Annotated in this window: 13 protein-coding genes; 1 reads left to right on the plus strand and 12 read right to left on the minus strand. The window is 67.1% G+C overall.

Annotated elements, in window-relative coordinates:
• Positions 1 to 30: 30 nt before the first annotated feature.
• From QRO93_RS09230 to QRO93_RS09245, 4 genes are all read right to left on the minus strand, one after another.
• On the minus strand, positions 31 to 1,542 hold the full coding sequence (locus QRO93_RS09230; RefSeq protein ID WP_053450818.1) for an ATP-binding protein: 1,512 nt from the start codon (positions 1,540 to 1,542) through the stop codon (positions 31 to 33).
• A gap of 4 nt (positions 1,543 to 1,546) precedes the next feature.
• Positions 1,547 to 1,987: a response regulator gene (locus QRO93_RS09235; RefSeq protein WP_005411057.1), complete on the minus strand. Its 441-nt coding sequence runs from the start codon at positions 1,985 to 1,987 to the stop codon at positions 1,547 to 1,549.
• Positions 1,984 to 3,801: an ATP-binding protein gene (locus QRO93_RS09240; RefSeq protein WP_164087034.1), complete on the minus strand. Its 1,818-nt coding sequence runs from the start codon at positions 3,799 to 3,801 to the stop codon at positions 1,984 to 1,986. The genes QRO93_RS09235 and QRO93_RS09240 overlap by 4 nt, the downstream gene beginning before the upstream one ends.
• Before the next feature lie 204 nt (positions 3,802 to 4,005).
• A complete protein-coding gene (locus QRO93_RS09245) occupies positions 4,006 to 4,389 on the minus strand; it encodes a BON domain-containing protein (protein WP_006470382.1) in 384 nt (127 codons plus the stop codon).
• A gap of 171 nt (positions 4,390 to 4,560) precedes the next feature.
• Between QRO93_RS09245 and QRO93_RS09250 the strand changes: the two genes are divergently transcribed.
• Positions 4,561 to 5,604, plus strand: coding sequence for an oxidoreductase (locus QRO93_RS09250; RefSeq protein WP_180879402.1), 1,044 nt, complete (start codon positions 4,561 to 4,563; stop codon positions 5,602 to 5,604).
• A gap of 97 nt (positions 5,605 to 5,701) precedes the next feature.
• Here QRO93_RS09250 and gnd read toward each other — a convergent pair whose 3' ends face one another.
• From gnd to QRO93_RS09290, 8 genes are all read right to left on the minus strand, one after another.
• Positions 5,702 to 6,607 (minus strand): phosphogluconate dehydrogenase (NAD(+)-dependent, decarboxylating), encoded by a 906-nt coding sequence (gene gnd / locus QRO93_RS09255; RefSeq protein ID WP_053450821.1) that lies wholly within the window; start codon positions 6,605 to 6,607, stop codon positions 5,702 to 5,704.
• A 10-nt stretch (positions 6,608 to 6,617) separates the two neighbouring features.
• Positions 6,618 to 7,850, minus strand: a complete 1,233-nt coding sequence (locus QRO93_RS09260; protein WP_180879398.1) for a hypothetical protein — start codon at positions 7,848 to 7,850, stop codon at positions 6,618 to 6,620.
• Between the two features lie 23 nt (positions 7,851 to 7,873).
• Positions 7,874 to 8,473 (minus strand): DUF2242 domain-containing protein, encoded by a 600-nt coding sequence (locus QRO93_RS09265; protein ID WP_049458253.1) that lies wholly within the window; start codon positions 8,471 to 8,473, stop codon positions 7,874 to 7,876.
• Between the two features lie 187 nt (positions 8,474 to 8,660).
• Complete coding sequence (locus QRO93_RS09270) at positions 8,661 to 10,838, minus strand: carboxy terminal-processing peptidase (protein WP_180879396.1); 2,178 nt, start codon at positions 10,836 to 10,838, stop codon at positions 8,661 to 8,663.
• Between the two features lie 257 nt (positions 10,839 to 11,095).
• The gene (lipA, locus tag QRO93_RS09275) at positions 11,096 to 12,106 is read right to left on the minus strand and encodes a lipoyl synthase (protein ID WP_180879394.1); all 1,011 of its coding nucleotides are present in this window, start codon (positions 12,104 to 12,106) and stop codon (positions 11,096 to 11,098) included.
• Positions 12,107 to 12,124: 18 nt separating this feature from the next.
• Complete coding sequence (lipB, locus tag QRO93_RS09280) at positions 12,125 to 12,835, minus strand: lipoyl(octanoyl) transferase LipB (protein ID WP_180879392.1); 711 nt, start codon at positions 12,833 to 12,835, stop codon at positions 12,125 to 12,127.
• Positions 12,823 to 13,101, minus strand: a complete 279-nt coding sequence (locus QRO93_RS09285; protein ID WP_005411067.1) for a YbeD family protein — start codon at positions 13,099 to 13,101, stop codon at positions 12,823 to 12,825. Before QRO93_RS09285 ends, lipB begins: the two co-directional genes overlap by 13 nt.
• A 169-nt stretch (positions 13,102 to 13,270) precedes the next feature.
• Positions 13,271 to 14,263 carry a CsgG/HfaB family protein gene (locus tag QRO93_RS09290; protein ID WP_180879390.1) on the minus strand — a complete coding sequence of 331 codons (993 nt, stop codon included), beginning with the start codon at positions 14,261 to 14,263 and terminating at the stop codon, positions 13,271 to 13,273.
• Positions 14,264 to 14,593: the final 330 nt, after the last annotated feature.

Raw genomic sequence — 14,593 nt, forward strand, 5'->3', positions numbered from 1 at the left:
TGCCGGCCAGCGGCCGCCACTACCCAGGCATCAGCCCAGCGCTTCGGCCACCGCGCGGAATACCTGCTGCATCTGCAGCGGCTTGCGCAGCACATGCACCTCCACACCGGCCGGGAACGCATCGGGCGTCACCGCTGCCGTCGTGTCTTCCAGCACCAGTGCCGGGCCGCGGTAGCCCAGCGCGGCCATCTCGCCCAGCAGCTGGCTGGCCGGCAGCAGCTTGGAACCGGCATCGGCGATCACCAGTGCCGGCATCGCCTCCTGCTGCATCCAGCGCAGCGCGGCCGGGCCGTCGGAGGCCAGCTGCAGCTGATAGCCCTGGCTGGACAGCGCATTGCCAAGCAGCGAAAGACGCGTCGCCTCGCCATCGACCACCAGGATCGACTGCCCGCTACCCAGCGCCACCAGTTGCTCGATCGGCTCGCTGCCGTCGCTGGCTTCATGCATCGGCAGGCGCAGTTCGAAACAGGTGCCCTGCCCCGGCTGACTGCTGACATGGATGCTGCCGCCGGCGCCTTCGACGATGCGCTTGCAGGACATCAGGCCCAGGCCGGTGCCATCAGCCTTGGTGGTGAAGAACGGGTTGAACAGGTGCGACAACGTGTCCGCATCCATGCCGATGCCTTCATCGGCCACCCGGATGTGCATCCAGTCCACGCCATCGCGCTGGCCGGCATGGCTGGCAATCAGGCTCAGGCGGCCGCCATTGGGCATGGCCTGGATCGCGTTCAACGCCAGGTTCAACATGACCTGCTGCAGCTCGGTGTAGTTGGCGTCGACCACCAGGCCCTGGTCCTGCACCTGCAGTTCCAGCCGTACGGCGTCGGGTACGTTGCTGCGCAACAGCAGCGCCACCGCATCGAACAGGCCGTCGATCTCGATGCGTTCGCTTGGCTTGCGCGAGCCGCGCACGAACGACAGCATCGACTCGGCCATCTCATGGCCGCGCCGGCCGCACTCGGCGATGACATCGGCCAGGTGGTGCAGCTGCGGATCTTCGGTGCGCGCCTTCAGCAGGTCCGGCATGATCAGCAGCGGCTGCAGGATGTTGCGCAGGTCGTGGCTGAGACCAGCGGCAAGCAGCGACAGGCTTTCCAGCCGCTGCGCGCGCATCAGCTCGGTTTCCACGCGTGCGCGTTCGACCGCACTGCGCGCATCGCGGATCGAACGCGCCACCGCCGACGGCAGGCGCGCCGGCTGGTGCTTGATGATGTAGTCGTTGGCGCCCTTCTGCAGCGCTGCTACCGCGTTCTCTTCACCCATGGTGCCGGAGACGAAGATGAAGGGCACTTCCGGCGAGGTCTCGCGCACGATGCGCAACGCATCGTCACCGGAGAAGCCCGGCATGCTCAGGTCAGACAGCACGATGTCCGGCTGGAACGCGGCCAGCGCCTGGCGCAGTTCGGCCTCGCTCTCGACCCGCTCGAAGCGGGCGTCCAGCCCCGCATCGAGCATCTGTTCGGACATCAGCTCGGCATCTTCCGGTGAATCCTCCACCAGCAGGATGCGCAGCGCCCCCAGGGCGGGACCGGTCAGGGGCATGGGCTCACTCGAGTTCCGGTGCCTGGTTGATCAACGCCCAGAACTTGCCCAGCGTCTGCACGGCGCCGAAGAACTGGTCCACATCCACCGGCTTGACCACATAGGCGTTCACGCCCATGTCCCAGCTGCGGGCCAGGTCGCTCTCCTCGCGCGAGGACGACAGGATCACCACCGGCAGGCGCTTGAGTTCTTCGTGCTCACGGATCTGCCGCAGTACTTCCAGGCCATCCATGCGCGGCATCTTGATGTCCAGCAGCAGCACGGCCGGCAGGCCTTCCTCGCGGTTGGCGAACGCGCCGCGACGCAGCAGGTAGTCCATCACTTCCACGCCATCCTCGACGTGCACGATGGGGTTGGCCAGACGCGCCTCTTCCAGGGCGTCGATCGCCATCTCGGCGTCGGCCGGGCTGTCTTCGGCGAGAAGAATGGTGCGCAGAGTCGTCATGCAGAAGGACCTTGTTTGTCCGCGTCGATCGCGGGAGGCAGGTAGAAGTGGAAGGTGGCGCCGACGTCCGGTTCGGCCTCGGCCCAGATCCGGCCGCCATGGCGGGTCAGCACGCGGCGCACGCTGGCCAGGCCGATGCCGGTTCCAGGGTAGTCACTGGCCTTGTGCAGGCGCTGGAACACGCCGAACAGCTTGCCGGCATAGGCCATGTCAAAGCCTGCACCATTGTCGCTGACCGTGAACTGATGGCCGCCATCGGGCTGCTGCTGGCAGTCCACGCGGATCCTTGCCGGCTCACGGTTGCCTGAATACTTCACCGCGTTACCGAGCAGGTTCAGCCAGACCTGGCGGATCATGTTCTCGTCGCCCACCACGATCGGCAGCGGTGCAATGCTCCACTCGACCTGGTGCGCGTGGCCGCTGTTTTCGGCCTCGGCCTGCAGGTTGGAATCGAGCATGGCGCGGGTATCGGCCACCAGCGACTGCATGTCCACCGCCTGCTGGCGCATCGCCACGCGGCCCAGCCGCGAGTAGACCAGCAGGTCGTCGATCAGCGCCGCCATGCGCCGTGCCGAGCTGGAGATCACCTCCAGGTAGTGCCGGCTCTTGTCATCGGCCTGCTCACCCAGATGGCGTGACAGCTTGTCCGAGAATCCGGCGACATGGCGCAGCGGCGCGCGCAGGTCGTGCGAGACCGAATAGCTGAAGGCCTCCAGTTCGCGGTTGACCTCGGACACCTGCGCGACCTTGCCTTCCAGCTGCCGGTTCAGATCTTCCACGCGCAGCTGCACGGCACGCTGCACCGTTACGTCGCTGACGGTCATCAATACCACTTCGTCATCGGTATCCGGCAGCGGCATGCGCCGTGCGTTGAGCAGCATGTAGCGCACCATGCCGTCGGCGGCGCGCTGCTCGTGCTCGAAGTCCCACAGTTCGCGGCCGCGCAGCAGCACGTCGGACAGACGCTGGCGCATCACCGGGTCCTGCCAGGCGCCGTCACCGACGGTTTCCAGCAGCAGGCCGTCGGCACGCTCGTCCTCCAGACCGTACAGCTCGGCAAACGCCGGATTGTGCAGCTGCACGCGCAGTTCACGATCAAGCAGAACAATGGGCTCGCGCACGGTCTGCAGCACCGATGCCGCACGCGCAGCCGAACGCAGCGACTGCCGCTCGGCGTGCAGGCGGCGGCCAATCTGGCGATGCAGCAGCCACAGCACCAGGCCCAGCAGGGCCAGCTGCACCACCAGCGAGCTCCAGGACACAAACTCGGTCTGCCGGCGCTGGCGCGCCGCCTGTTCTGCACGCAGTGCCAGCAGTTCCTGCTCGCTGGCCTGCAATTCCTCGACCAGGCCGCGGATGGGATAGCGCGTGCTCAGATCCTGCACCAGCCCGCGCTGATCGCTGTTGGGTTCGGACCTGGCCAGCTCGCGGGCCAGCGCCATGCGGCCCTCCAGCATCGATTCGATACGGCCGATGCGGATCAGCTGGTCGGGATTGTCGCGGGTCATCCGGCCCAGCTCGGCCAGGCGCCCCGGAATCTCGTTGGCGCGCGCCATGCGCTCGCGCAGGCCGGGCGCATCCACGCCCTTGGACAGGGTCAACGCGGCCGATTCGACGTCACGCACGTCCGCCTGCAACTGCTGCAGGGCATTGCCTACGGCCTGGGTATGGTTGACCCAGGCCATCGCCTGTTCGCTGTCCTGCTGCAGTTTGCGCAGGGTCAACCATGGCACCACGATGATCGCGACGGCCGCCAGCGCCAAGGCCGGCAACCGCCAGCGGTCCCAGATGTCGTCACTGAAAACCAGCGCCATAGTTCCTCGTCAGCACGGCCGCGGAGCATCTGCCGGGACCAGCCCGGCTGCGGCGGAACCGGCAATATAGCGCAGGCGGTCACAACTCTGGGATTCAGGGCGCGGCTGGCTGAACGGGTAGGGGGCGTCCCCTTCTTGGTGGCGCCGAGCAGGGCCCGGCTCCAAAGAAACCGCTGGGCGCCCCAGCTGGGGCGCCCACCAGGTTCAGCGCTTGGCAGCGGCGCTGACCTTGAGTGCTGCGGCATCGACGCGGGTCACGCCCTTGATGCCCTTGGCAGTGGTGACCGCCTTGTCCTTCTCGGCCTGGGTCGCCACGGCGCCGCTCAGGCTGACCACGCCGTTCACGGTTTCCACCTTGATTTCAGTGCCCGGAACGTTGCTGCTGGCCAGCAGGTCGGCCTTCACCTTGGTGGTGATCCAGGTATCGGTCACTGGCTCGTTGGAGTCATGGCGATCGGCATGGGTTGCCGGATGGGTGCTGGTCGGCGGGCTCTTCGCGGCCGGGTCCTTGGCGAAGGCGGCCGAGGAGGACAGCGCCAGGCCCAGGGTCAGGGCAGAAGCAATCAGCGTGCGGGTGGTATTGCTCATCGTGTCGTACTCCTTCGGGATGTGCTGCCAGTCTGGACACGCCGCCGTGGAGCAGGCGTGGCGTTGCAGTCATGCCGCTGTGAATCGAAGCGTTTCCAACGGCAACGGTTCAGTTTTGGACGCTGATCGCCGGTCGTTTACCCTGCCCTTTCCCTCTGCCGGAGCTGTGCGATGCGCCCCGACCTGCAACTGGCCCTGATCGGCTACGGCCTCGCCGGCCGGGTCTTCCATGCGCCGCTGATCCAGCACACGCCCGGACTGGTGCTGCACAGCGTCGTCAGTTCGCAGCGCGACACGCTCCTGCGCACGTTCAGCAACGTGCACGTGCGGGCCACGCCACAGCAGGTCTTCGACGATCCGGCGGTGGATGCGGTGGTGATCGCCACGCCCAACGAACAGCACGCGCCGTTGGCGATCGCCGCGCTGGCGGCGGGCAAGCATGTGCTGGTCGACAAGCCATTCGCGCTCGACGTCACCGAGGCCGAAGCAATACTGGCCGCGGCGCGCGATGCCGGGCGCATCGCGACCGTGTTCCAGAACCGGCGCTTCGATGCCGACTTCCTCACCCTGCAGGCGCTGTTGGCGGAGGGTGCGCTTGGTGACGTGGCCGAGTGCCATGCGCATTTCGACCGCTACCGGCCGCAGGTACGCGAGCGCTGGCGCGAACAGGATGGCCCTGGAAGCGGCGTGTGGTACGACCTGGGCCCGCACCTGCTGGACCAGATGCTGGTGCTGTTCGGCTGGCCCGAGGCCATCGACGCCGATCTGGCGGTGCAGCGCGAAGGCGGCAGCGGCATCGATTACTTCCACGCGGTGCTGCACTACCCACGGCATCGCGCGATCGTGCATGCCGGTTCGCTGGTGGCGGCACCCACACCGCACTTCAGTGTGCATGGCAGCACGGGCAGCTGGATCAAGCACGGCCTGGATGTGCAGGAGGCGCAGCTGCGCCGCGGTGTTGCGCCGGGTGCGCCGGGCTGGGGCATCGATCCGCGGCATGGCGAGCTGCTGCGCTGCGATGCCGAGGACAACGTGCAGCGCAGCACCGTCGACAACCTGCCCGGCGATTACCGGCGGCTGTATGCACAGTTCGCGGCGGCGATGCACGGCGATGGTGAAGCGACGGTCAGTGCGGCGCAGGCGCTGCAGCTGATGCGGTTGCTGCAGGCCGGGATGGACAGTGCGCGCGAAGGGCGGCGAATCGCGTTGGGGTGACCAGTAGATCCACGCCATGCGTGGAGGCGATCGGAGACAGCTTTCCTGATGGGGTCAGAGCCCTTTCCTGCGGAAAGGGATCCGACCCCGGTGTTTCTTACGACTTCTTGATGGCGTGGCCGCCGAATTCATTGCGCATCGCCGACAGCAGGCGGTCGGTGAACGAATTCGATTCGCGCGAGCGCAGGCGTTCCAGCAGCGACAGCGTGATCACCGGGGCCGGCACATCCAGTGCGATCGCTTCGGCCACGGTCCAGCGGCCTTCACCCGAATCCTCGACGTACGGGGCGATGCCGTCCAACGACGGATTGCGCTTGAGCGCTTCGGTGCTCAGGTCCAGCAGCCACGAACGCACCACGCTGCCATGGCGCCACACCTCCGCCACCTGGGCCAGGTCCAGTTCCATCTCCTGCTTGCGCTCCATCAGCGCGAAGCCTTCGGCGTAGGCCTGCATCATTCCGTACTCGATGCCGTTGTGGACCATCTTGGTGAAGTGGCCGGCGCCGGACGGACCCACGCGGGCCCAGCCGCGATCTTCGGCCGGGGCCAGCGTGCGCAGCAGCGGGGCGATCTGCTCCACCACCGGGGCGTCGCCGCCGACCATCAGGCTGTAGCCTTCCTGCAGGCCCCACACGCCACCGCTGGTGCCGCAGTCGACGTAGCCCAGATCGTCTTCGGCCAGCGCCTTGGCGCGACGGATCGAGTCCTGGTAGTTGGAGTTGCCACCGTCGATGACGATGTCACCCTCGGCCAGGTGCGGGGTCAGCTGGCCCAGGGTCTGGTCGACGGTTTCGCCGGCCGGCACCATCAGCCACACCACGCGCGGCACCGGCAGCGCGGCGACGGCAGCTGCCAGCGAATCCACCACTTCCAGGCCGGCCTCGGCGGCGCGCTGGCGGGCGCCTTCGCCCGGGTCGTAGCCGACCACGCGGTGGCCGCCGCGATGCAGGCGCTGGGCCATGTTGGCGCCCATGCGGCCGAGGCCGATCATTGCAATATCCATTGTTTCACCTTCAGTTGGGGTCTAGGGTCAGGCTGCCTGGCCTGCCGGTAGCCGCGCAGTGGCGCAGCTGCGCCTCGCGCCAACGCCGGTAGAGCGTGGTATGCAGATTGTGCACCGCCAGGTCGATCGAAAACGGCGTTCGTGGGTTGCGATCAAGCAGGCGGGCAACGTGGTAGCCGATGGGACGTATACCGCGTGGATGCACATAGATCACGAACTGCTGGTAGAACGGATCGTCCAGCAGCTGGTCCATGCGTGCCAGCGTGTCGCGGTAGCGCGGTTCCAGCCGTGCGCGCAGGTCCTGGTCGCGCTCGAACAGCAGGCGCTCGAAATAGCGCTGGCCGATGCGTGGGATGTCCTGCGCGAGTTTCCATAGCTCGGCATTGCGCTGGTCGTACCAGGCCAGCCCGCCGTGCAGGGCCAGCGCCTGCGCAGCGCCCTCGCCCACCTCGACCACCACGAAGTTCTCGGCCTGGTTGCTCAGATCGTCCAGCGTGCCCTTGTCGTACACATGTTCGATGAAACCCGGCACGCCGACGAACGCCTGCCGTCCCATCATCGATGTGCGCACGGCCTTGCCATCGGCGAAGAAATCACCTGCGCTTGCACCCAGCAGAATGCTGTCGGTGTCATGCAGCGCCAGGAACGTGCCAATCGACAGTTCTGCGGGTTTGAACTCGGTATCGTACGCAGCATCGCCATACAGTTCGCGCTGGGTTGCCAGCTGCGCGACCTGGCGGCCAACGCCGCATTCGGCGCGCACGCTGCCGCTGTAGAACGCCTGCAATGCACGGCTGTTGCCGGCGCTGGGCACGTAACCGCGGCCGAAACTGCGTGTGCGCTGCCACCCTTGCGAGGGTGCGCCCCGCAGGCCGAAGCCGATCCAGCCCAGCTGCGGGCCGGAAAAACGGAACGTGGGATTGTCCTGCAATGCGGTCGCCGCACGCTGCGTGGCGGCGCCCAGTTCGAACGCATAGGCGCAGACCGTGGCCGGGTCGTCCAGCAGTTGCCGCAGTTGTGCCTGTCGGGCCGCAGCGGGCATTGCGGCCGGCCACTGCACGCGTAGATCGCCCGCCGCCTGCGCCTCGGCCAACGTGGCGCGCGTGCACACGGCACCGCCGTGCACCTGTGGCGTGGCCACCGCCGCCTCTTCGAAGCGCCAGCCCAGCCGCTGCAGCAGGCCCTGCGTGCAGTCCACGGGCGTGGCCGCCGTCCCCAGCACGGGCACCAGCAGCAGGGCCATGCCGATCAACCTGCCGCGCACGCTCACCCCTGGTCCGTGCTGGCCGGTGCAGGTTCCGGAGTCGCAGGTACGGGCGAAGCAGGCGGCGCGGGCGTGGCTGCGTCCGCAGGCAGGTACTGCTGCAGGCGCTGGAAGAAACGACGATAGAACTCCGCATCGGTGACTGTGCTGCTGGCCACTTTCACCAGCGAATCATCGTTGCTGCCGAACGGCAGCGACACCGAGCCCAGTGCACCCACGCCCACGCTGGCCGACGTCGGGCTCTTCTTCAGCGCATAGCGGTCCTGCACCGCGCTGACGAACACCAGCGTCTGGCTGCCACGCGGCGCACAGGAGATGCGCAGCACCAGCTGCTCGTGATCGTCGTCGCGGGGCTGGAAATTCTTGTTGCCCTCCACCTGTGCCTCGTCCGAGCGGGCAATGGCATAGCCCTGGCTGAGCAGGGTCCGCCGCGCCGCTTCGCAGGCATCACCGGGACGGCCATCGACGGTGCGCGAGAAGGTGTCGCCGGAATCAAAGGATTCACGCAGCAGGGTGCTGTCGGCGGCACGGCCACCACAGGCCGACAGGATCAGGGCGCTGCTGAGGGCCACGGCAGCGCTGGTAAGACGGGAGGCCCGCATGGGTACTCCTGCGAGGACGGTACCGCCAAGGGTAGTCCCGCAGCCGTGTGCGGCAGGTCGAAAGTACTCCTGCCCGCCCCCGCCGTTGCGGCCTGTTCATGCACAAAAAAGGGGACGGAGGGGATTAAGTCGTTTGTGCCACAAACGACTTAATCCCCTCCGTCCCCTTTTCAAGCGGGCTGGCGGCTCAGTCGGCCCAGCGGCCGGCGCCAGTGGACTGCGGCAGCACCTGTGCCGACAGCGGGCGGTCGTTGGCCAGCAGGTTCACCGCATCGGCCAGGATCGAGGCCGACTCGCGCAGCAGTGGGTCCGGGCGCTTCTCCGCCGCCTTCTCGCGTGCGGCATCCTTGACGATGTCGCGCTCGTTGCCGGTCAGGCCGTCGTCGCTGCTGTCATCAGCCAGCGGGTCCAGGGCCAGGCCCAGTTCCTTGCGCTGCACCTGGCGTTCCTTGCGCTGGGCATCCTGGCGCTCGCGTTCGGCGCGGCGGGTCGCCTCGTTGAGCGAGATGTACTTCTTCGCTGCCTCGGTGCGGAACTGCTGCACGTCCTCGTTCCACCACTGGAATTCCTTGTCAGAGGCGATGCGCGCGTCGTGACGGGTTTCCAGCTTCGGCAGCAGCGGCGCGAAGTTGCCGTACTGGGTGTGCGGCACCGCAGCGATGCGGGTCCACGGCAATGCGTTGTCGTAGGTGCTTTCGCCGAACTCGGTGGCATCGACGCTGGCCGGGAAGGCCAGGTCCGGCACCACGCCCTTGTGCTGGGTGCTGCTGCCGCTGATGCGGAAGAACTGGGCGATGGTCAGCTTGACCTGGCCGAAGCGCTGGGTTTCGCCGCTCGGCCAACGGTCGAGGTCGACGATGTTCTGCACGGTGCCCTTGCCGAAGCTGGTCTCACCGATCACCAGGCCACGACCGTAGTCCTGGATGGCGCCGGCGAAGATTTCCGAGGCCGAGGCCGAACCGCGGTTGATCAGCACCGCCAGCGGGCCATCCCACGCCACGCCCTGGTTGCGGTCACTGTTGACGGTGACGCGGCCACCGGACTCGCGCACCTGCACCACCGGGCCCTGCTCGATGAACAGACCGGTCAGTTCGATGGCTTCATCCAGCGAACCACCGCCGTTGTTGCGCAGGTCCAGCACTACGCCATCCAGCTTGTCGTTCTTGAAACCGGCCAGCAGCTTGGCCACGTCGCGGGTGGCCGAGGCGTAGTCGGCGGCATTGCGGCGACGGCCTTCGAAGTCCTGGTAGAAGGTCGGCAGCTTGATCACGCCGACCTTCCGTGCCGGTTCACCGTTGGCGGCCGGAATGGTCATGGTCTCGCCCTTGGCGGCCTGTTCGGCCAGGCGCACCTTCTGCCGGGTCAGCACCAGGGTGTGGTGCTTGCCGTCGGCGCCTTCCGCGGCCGGAATGAATTCCAGCTTGACCTGGGTGTCCTTCGCACCGCGGATCTTGGCCACGACATCATCGATGCGCCAGCCGATCACGTCCTCGACCAGGCCGGATTTGCCCTGGCCGACGCCGACGATGCGGTCACCCGGCTTCAGCGTGCCGTCGACCGCTGCCGGGCCACCGGCGATGATCTCGCGGATCACCACCACGTCGTCCTGGCGCTGCAGCTGCGCGCCGATGCCTTCCAGCGACAGCGACATCGCCTGGTTGAAGTTCTCGGCGGTGCGCGGGGTGAAGTAATCAGTGTGCGGATCAACCGCGCTGGTGTACGAGTTCATGAAGAACTGGAAGACGTCTTCGCCCTTCAGTTCATTGACCGACTTCTCCAGCGTGGCATAGCGCTTGTCCAGCGTCTTGCGGATATCGTCCGGCTTCTTGCCGGCCAGCTTCAGGCGCAGCCAGTCGTTCTTGACCGACTTGCGCCACAGCTCATCCAGCTCGGCGCTGCTGGCCGCCCACGGCACCTTCTTGCGGTCGTATTCGAAACGCTCGTCGGTGGTGAAGTCCGGCTCCTGCTTGAGCAGCCTGCGCGCGTAGGCCACGCGCTCGCCCACGCGCTGCTTGTAGACGGCGAACACCTGGAACGCCGGCTCCAGCTCGCCGCCACGGATGGCCGAAGAGATATTGGCTTCGAACGGCGCGAAGCGCGCCACGTCGGCCTGGGTGAAGTACTGCTTGCCGCCGTCCAGCGTCTCCAGGTAGCGCTTGAACACGTCCTTGGAGGTGGCCTCGTCCAGCGCGCGCGGGCGGTACGCGTAGCGGCTGTCGGACAGCAGGCCGTACACCAGCTTGGAGGTGGTCACCTGATCGGCGGTGGCCGCCGCGGGCAATGCAGGCGAGTCGGCCTTGGCCGCCAGCGCCAGCGGCGCGACCAGCGCCAGGGCCATCAGGAATGCGGGGGCTTTGAATTTCATTGACGTGCTCGAAGGCGCCTTGCCAAGGGGGAGACTGCAGGGTGTTCAGACACCACGACAGTGCCGAAAGTTGCCGGGTTTGTCACCCGGCCGCGCTCGGTGGAAAGCCAGCCTAGCGGGGCCGGTGTAGCAAATTGTGAATGCAGGCAAAGGCGTGCGGACCAACGGTCCGCACCCACCGGTGAGGGGGGCCGCACCCATTGGTAGCGCCGGGCCATGCCCGGCGAAGGCGTGCGGACCAACGGTCCGCACCCACCTCAGGAAATGCCGGCGCCCTTGGCTTGGACGTCGGCGTGGTACGACGAACGCACCATCGGGCCGGAGGCCACGTGGCTGAAGCCCAGCTCGTAGCCGTAGTCTTCCAGCGCCTTGTAGTCCTCGGGGGTCCAGTACTTCAGCACCGGGTGGTGGTGCGCGGTCGGCTGCAGGTACTGGCCGATGGTGATCATGTCCACGTCATGCGCGCGCAGGTCACGCATGGTGGCCTTGATCTGCTCGAACTCCTCGCCCAGGCCCAGCATGATGCCGCTCTTGGTCGGCACCTCCGGGTGCTGCGCCTTGAAGTTCTTCAGCAGGTTCAGCGACCACTGGTAATCGGCACCCGGGCGCACGTTGCGGTACAGGTCCGGCACGGTTTCGATGTTGTGGTTGAACACATCCGGCGGGTTCTGCGCCAGGATCTCCAGCGCGCGCTCCATGCGGCCCTTGCCGCGGAAGTCCGGGGTCAGCACTTCGATGCGGGTGCCCGGCGACTTCGCGCGGATGGCGCTGATGCAGTCGACGAAATGCTGGGCACCGCCGTCGCGCAGGTCATCGCGATCGACACTGGTCACCACCACGTACTTCAGGCCCATGTCGGCCACGGTCTGGCCCAGGCTGGCCGGCTCGTTGGCATCCGGCGGCTTGGGGCGGCCGTGGGCCACGTCGCAGAACGAGCAGCGGCGGGTGCAGACCTCGCCGAGAATCATGAAGGTGGCCGTGCCGTGGCCGAAGCATTCGTGGATGTTCGGGCAGCTGGCTTCCTCGCACACGGTCACCAGGCGGTTCTCGCGCAGCTTGGCCTTCAGGTTCTGCACGGCATTGCCCGAGGGAATGCGCACGCGGATCCAGGACGGCTTGCGCAGCACCGGCGCATCGGCGAACTGCACCGGCGAGCGGTTGATCTTGTCACCGCCCAGCTGCTTGACCCCGGCCTGCAACGGCGCGGCGGACGGAGAGTCGCCCTGCACGATCTGCAGGGGAATGGAACGGGCGGTGGTTTCAGTCATGGCAGTTCCGGGGGGCGGTCAGGCGGCCGCAGAAAGATCGGGCAGTTCGGGCGTGTGCTGCAGCAGCAGGCCGAACTGGCGGGCCAGGTGGTCCAGCAGCACCGGCTTGACGGCCTCCATCCCGGAGGGCCCGCCCAAGTCTACTACCGATGTCACCTGCAACCCCTGATAGCCACAGGGGTTGATGCGGTGGAAGGGTTCCAGGTCCATGGACACGTTGAAGGCCAGGCCATGGAAGGTGCAGCCGCGGCGCACGCGGATGCCGAGCGCGGCGATCTTGGCGCCGCCGACGTAGACGCCCGGGGCGCCCTCGCGGCGTTCGGCACCGATGTTCCACTCGGCCAGGGTATCGATGAGGGCCTGCTCGATGCGGCAGACATAGTCGCGCACACCAATGCCCAGCCGCGGCAGGCGCAACAGCGGGTAGACCACGATCTGGCCGGGGCCGTGATAGGTCACCTGGCCGCCGCGGTCCACGTGCAGCACGGGGATATCGCCCGGCGCCAGCACGTGCTCGTCCTTGCCGGCCTGGCCCAGGGTGAACACCGGGTCGTGCTCGACCACCCACAGCTCGTCGGCGTCGGCGTCGCTGCGCTGGTCGGTGAAGCGCTGCATGGCACGCCACACCGGCTCGTATGCCTGGCGGCCGAGGTCACGGACCACCGCCGGGCGCGGCGCGCGGTCTTCCGGGGCGGCTTCGGCCGGGCAGCTGTCGGCTACAGCGTCCACTTCACTTCCGGGTGGTCGCGCAGCGCCTGGTGCGCCAGGTCGTACTGTTCGCGGCTCTCGGCCTTGAACACGATGCGGACGGACACGTACTTGCCGTTGCTTGAGTGTTTCCAGCTGATGCGTTCATTGACGACATCAATGCCGGCCGCCAGCAGCAGGCGGGGAAGCTCATGTTCCAGGCCGCGGTTGGCCGGGCCCATCGCGCTGAGCTCGAACTGGCCGGGGAACTGGAAGCCGTGGTCGGGGTTGTCGGACTTGATTTCCATGCCCCCATTATCGGGCCGCAGGGCAACAAACCCAAGAGTATTCATCAAAGTCAAAGGCGGCACCGGCGAGCCGCTGCGTTGCAGCGGGGCCGCGCCCCTGGCAGGGCCGTCCACGAAGGCCGGCCCCGGCAGGCGGCGCGTGCCGGCGCGGGGCCGGCACGCAGGCGGCTTACTTGGCCGTTTCCATCAGGGTGGAATTGACCCAGCCCTTGTTGCCCATTTCGTCTTCCACTTCCCACATGGTGCCTTCCTTGACGCCGGTGGGGTACAGCAGCATGCCCGGCTCCAGCGAGCGCACCGGCGCACCGGTGCCCTTGGCATTGGCCAGCAGGCGACCGGCCTTGAGCATGGTCACTGCCTGGCCGGAATTGGCCGCCGAGGCATTGGCCGGCAGGCCGCCCAGCTCGGCCACCATGTTGGTGTAGGCCTGCAGGTAGGCCAGGGTGATCACCTGGCCGATTTCGGTGTTGGCATAGCCACCCACGCCCATCGCGCCGATGCCGCCGCCGCCGAACAGGCCACCACCGGCGCCCCAGCCCAGGTCGGTCTTCTTCGAGTTGCCCTCGACTATGGCCACCTGCTCGGAGGAGCGCACGTCGGTGAGGGTGAGGGTCACGTCCGCGGTCTTGCTGCGGAAGTTCAGGCCGCTGACCACCGCACCGGCCTTGCCGCCGATCAGGCCGCCCAGCAGGCCACCGATGGCGTTGCCGCCGGCGTTGCTGTTCTGCGAGATCAGGTCCGGCACCAGCACGTAGTCGGCGGCGCGGATCTGGCCCTTGCCGATGTTGGAGCGGCCGCGCAGCTGGCCTTCGCTGGCCAGCGCACGCTCTGCCTGGGCAGCGGCCATGCCGACGCCACGGTCCACCAGGGTGAAGCACTTGGACTTGTTGACGAAGACCTTGATCAGCTTCGAAGGCGCCGGCAGCTGCTGGCCGGTCCACCAGTTCACCACGTCTTCCGGCTCGATCACCGAGATGGAACCCAGCGGCTTGGTGCAGACCGGAATCTCGGCCTGGCCCTTCTTGCTCTGCTCCTGGGCAGAGGTGCGGCTGTTGGCGAAGCTGTCGCGCAGACCCGCCGACGCCGGGGCACTGGCGCCCAACAGGCCGGCACCCAGCAGCGCGCAGGCCAGCACGGGGGCGAGCGAATTCGATTTGTTCATATGAGTCATCCAGCACTTCGCCGACGGCGAAGCACAATCCATGGGTTGAGAAAGGGTCTGGGACCTGAATCCTTTGGTGGCGCCTCCCCAGGCGCCGGCGCAGAGGATAGGGCATGCAGGGACCCAACCACAACCGCAGCTGACTGAAAAGTGCGGATGACGACAGATTTGGCCAACCCAGGCGATGGCGCCGGCCTGCGGGCCCGCCCCGACTTCACGTATCACATTGTGTCGGTTGGACAATGTTGTTTTCGGAACAGACAAGTGAGCGCCATGTGGTCGTTTTGGCGACCACCTGGGGGTACCGTGTCGCGGCTGAAATCGACAAAA

It is taken from the genome of Stenotrophomonas maltophilia group sp. Smal17 (genome assembly GCF_030237045.1).
Taxonomy (GTDB): Bacteria; Pseudomonadota; Gammaproteobacteria; order Xanthomonadales; family Xanthomonadaceae; genus Stenotrophomonas; species Stenotrophomonas forensis.

What these genes read in the sequence shown, in the direction of transcription:
- QRO93_RS09230 (WP_053450818.1), bottom strand. Translation starts at nt 1,542, where the DNA reads ATGCCCCTGACCGGTCCCGCCCTGGGGGCGCTGCGCATCCTGCTGGTG.
- QRO93_RS09235 (WP_005411057.1), bottom strand. Translation starts at nt 1,987, where the DNA reads ATGACGACTCTGCGCACCATTCTTCTCGCCGAAGACAGCCCGGCCGAC.
- QRO93_RS09240 (WP_164087034.1), bottom strand. Translation starts at nt 3,801, where the DNA reads ATGGCGCTGGTTTTCAGTGACGACATCTGGGACCGCTGGCGGTTGCCG.
- QRO93_RS09245 (WP_006470382.1), bottom strand. Translation starts at nt 4,389, where the DNA reads ATGAGCAATACCACCCGCACGCTGATTGCTTCTGCCCTGACCCTGGGC.
- QRO93_RS09250 (WP_180879402.1), top strand. Translation starts at nt 4,561, where the DNA reads ATGCGCCCCGACCTGCAACTGGCCCTGATCGGCTACGGCCTCGCCGGC.
- gnd (WP_053450821.1), bottom strand. Translation starts at nt 6,607, where the DNA reads ATGGATATTGCAATGATCGGCCTCGGCCGCATGGGCGCCAACATGGCC.
- QRO93_RS09260 (WP_180879398.1), bottom strand. Translation starts at nt 7,850, where the DNA reads ATGGCCCTGCTGCTGGTGCCCGTGCTGGGGACGGCGGCCACGCCCGTG.
- QRO93_RS09265 (WP_049458253.1), bottom strand. Translation starts at nt 8,473, where the DNA reads ATGCGGGCCTCCCGTCTTACCAGCGCTGCCGTGGCCCTCAGCAGCGCC.
- QRO93_RS09270 (WP_180879396.1), bottom strand. Translation starts at nt 10,838, where the DNA reads ATGAAATTCAAAGCCCCCGCATTCCTGATGGCCCTGGCGCTGGTCGCG.
- lipA (WP_180879394.1), bottom strand. Translation starts at nt 12,106, where the DNA reads ATGACTGAAACCACCGCCCGTTCCATTCCCCTGCAGATCGTGCAGGGC.
- QRO93_RS09285 (WP_005411067.1), bottom strand. Translation starts at nt 13,101, where the DNA reads ATGGAAATCAAGTCCGACAACCCCGACCACGGCTTCCAGTTCCCCGGC.
- QRO93_RS09290 (WP_180879390.1), bottom strand. Translation starts at nt 14,263, where the DNA reads ATGAACAAATCGAATTCGCTCGCCCCCGTGCTGGCCTGCGCGCTGCTG.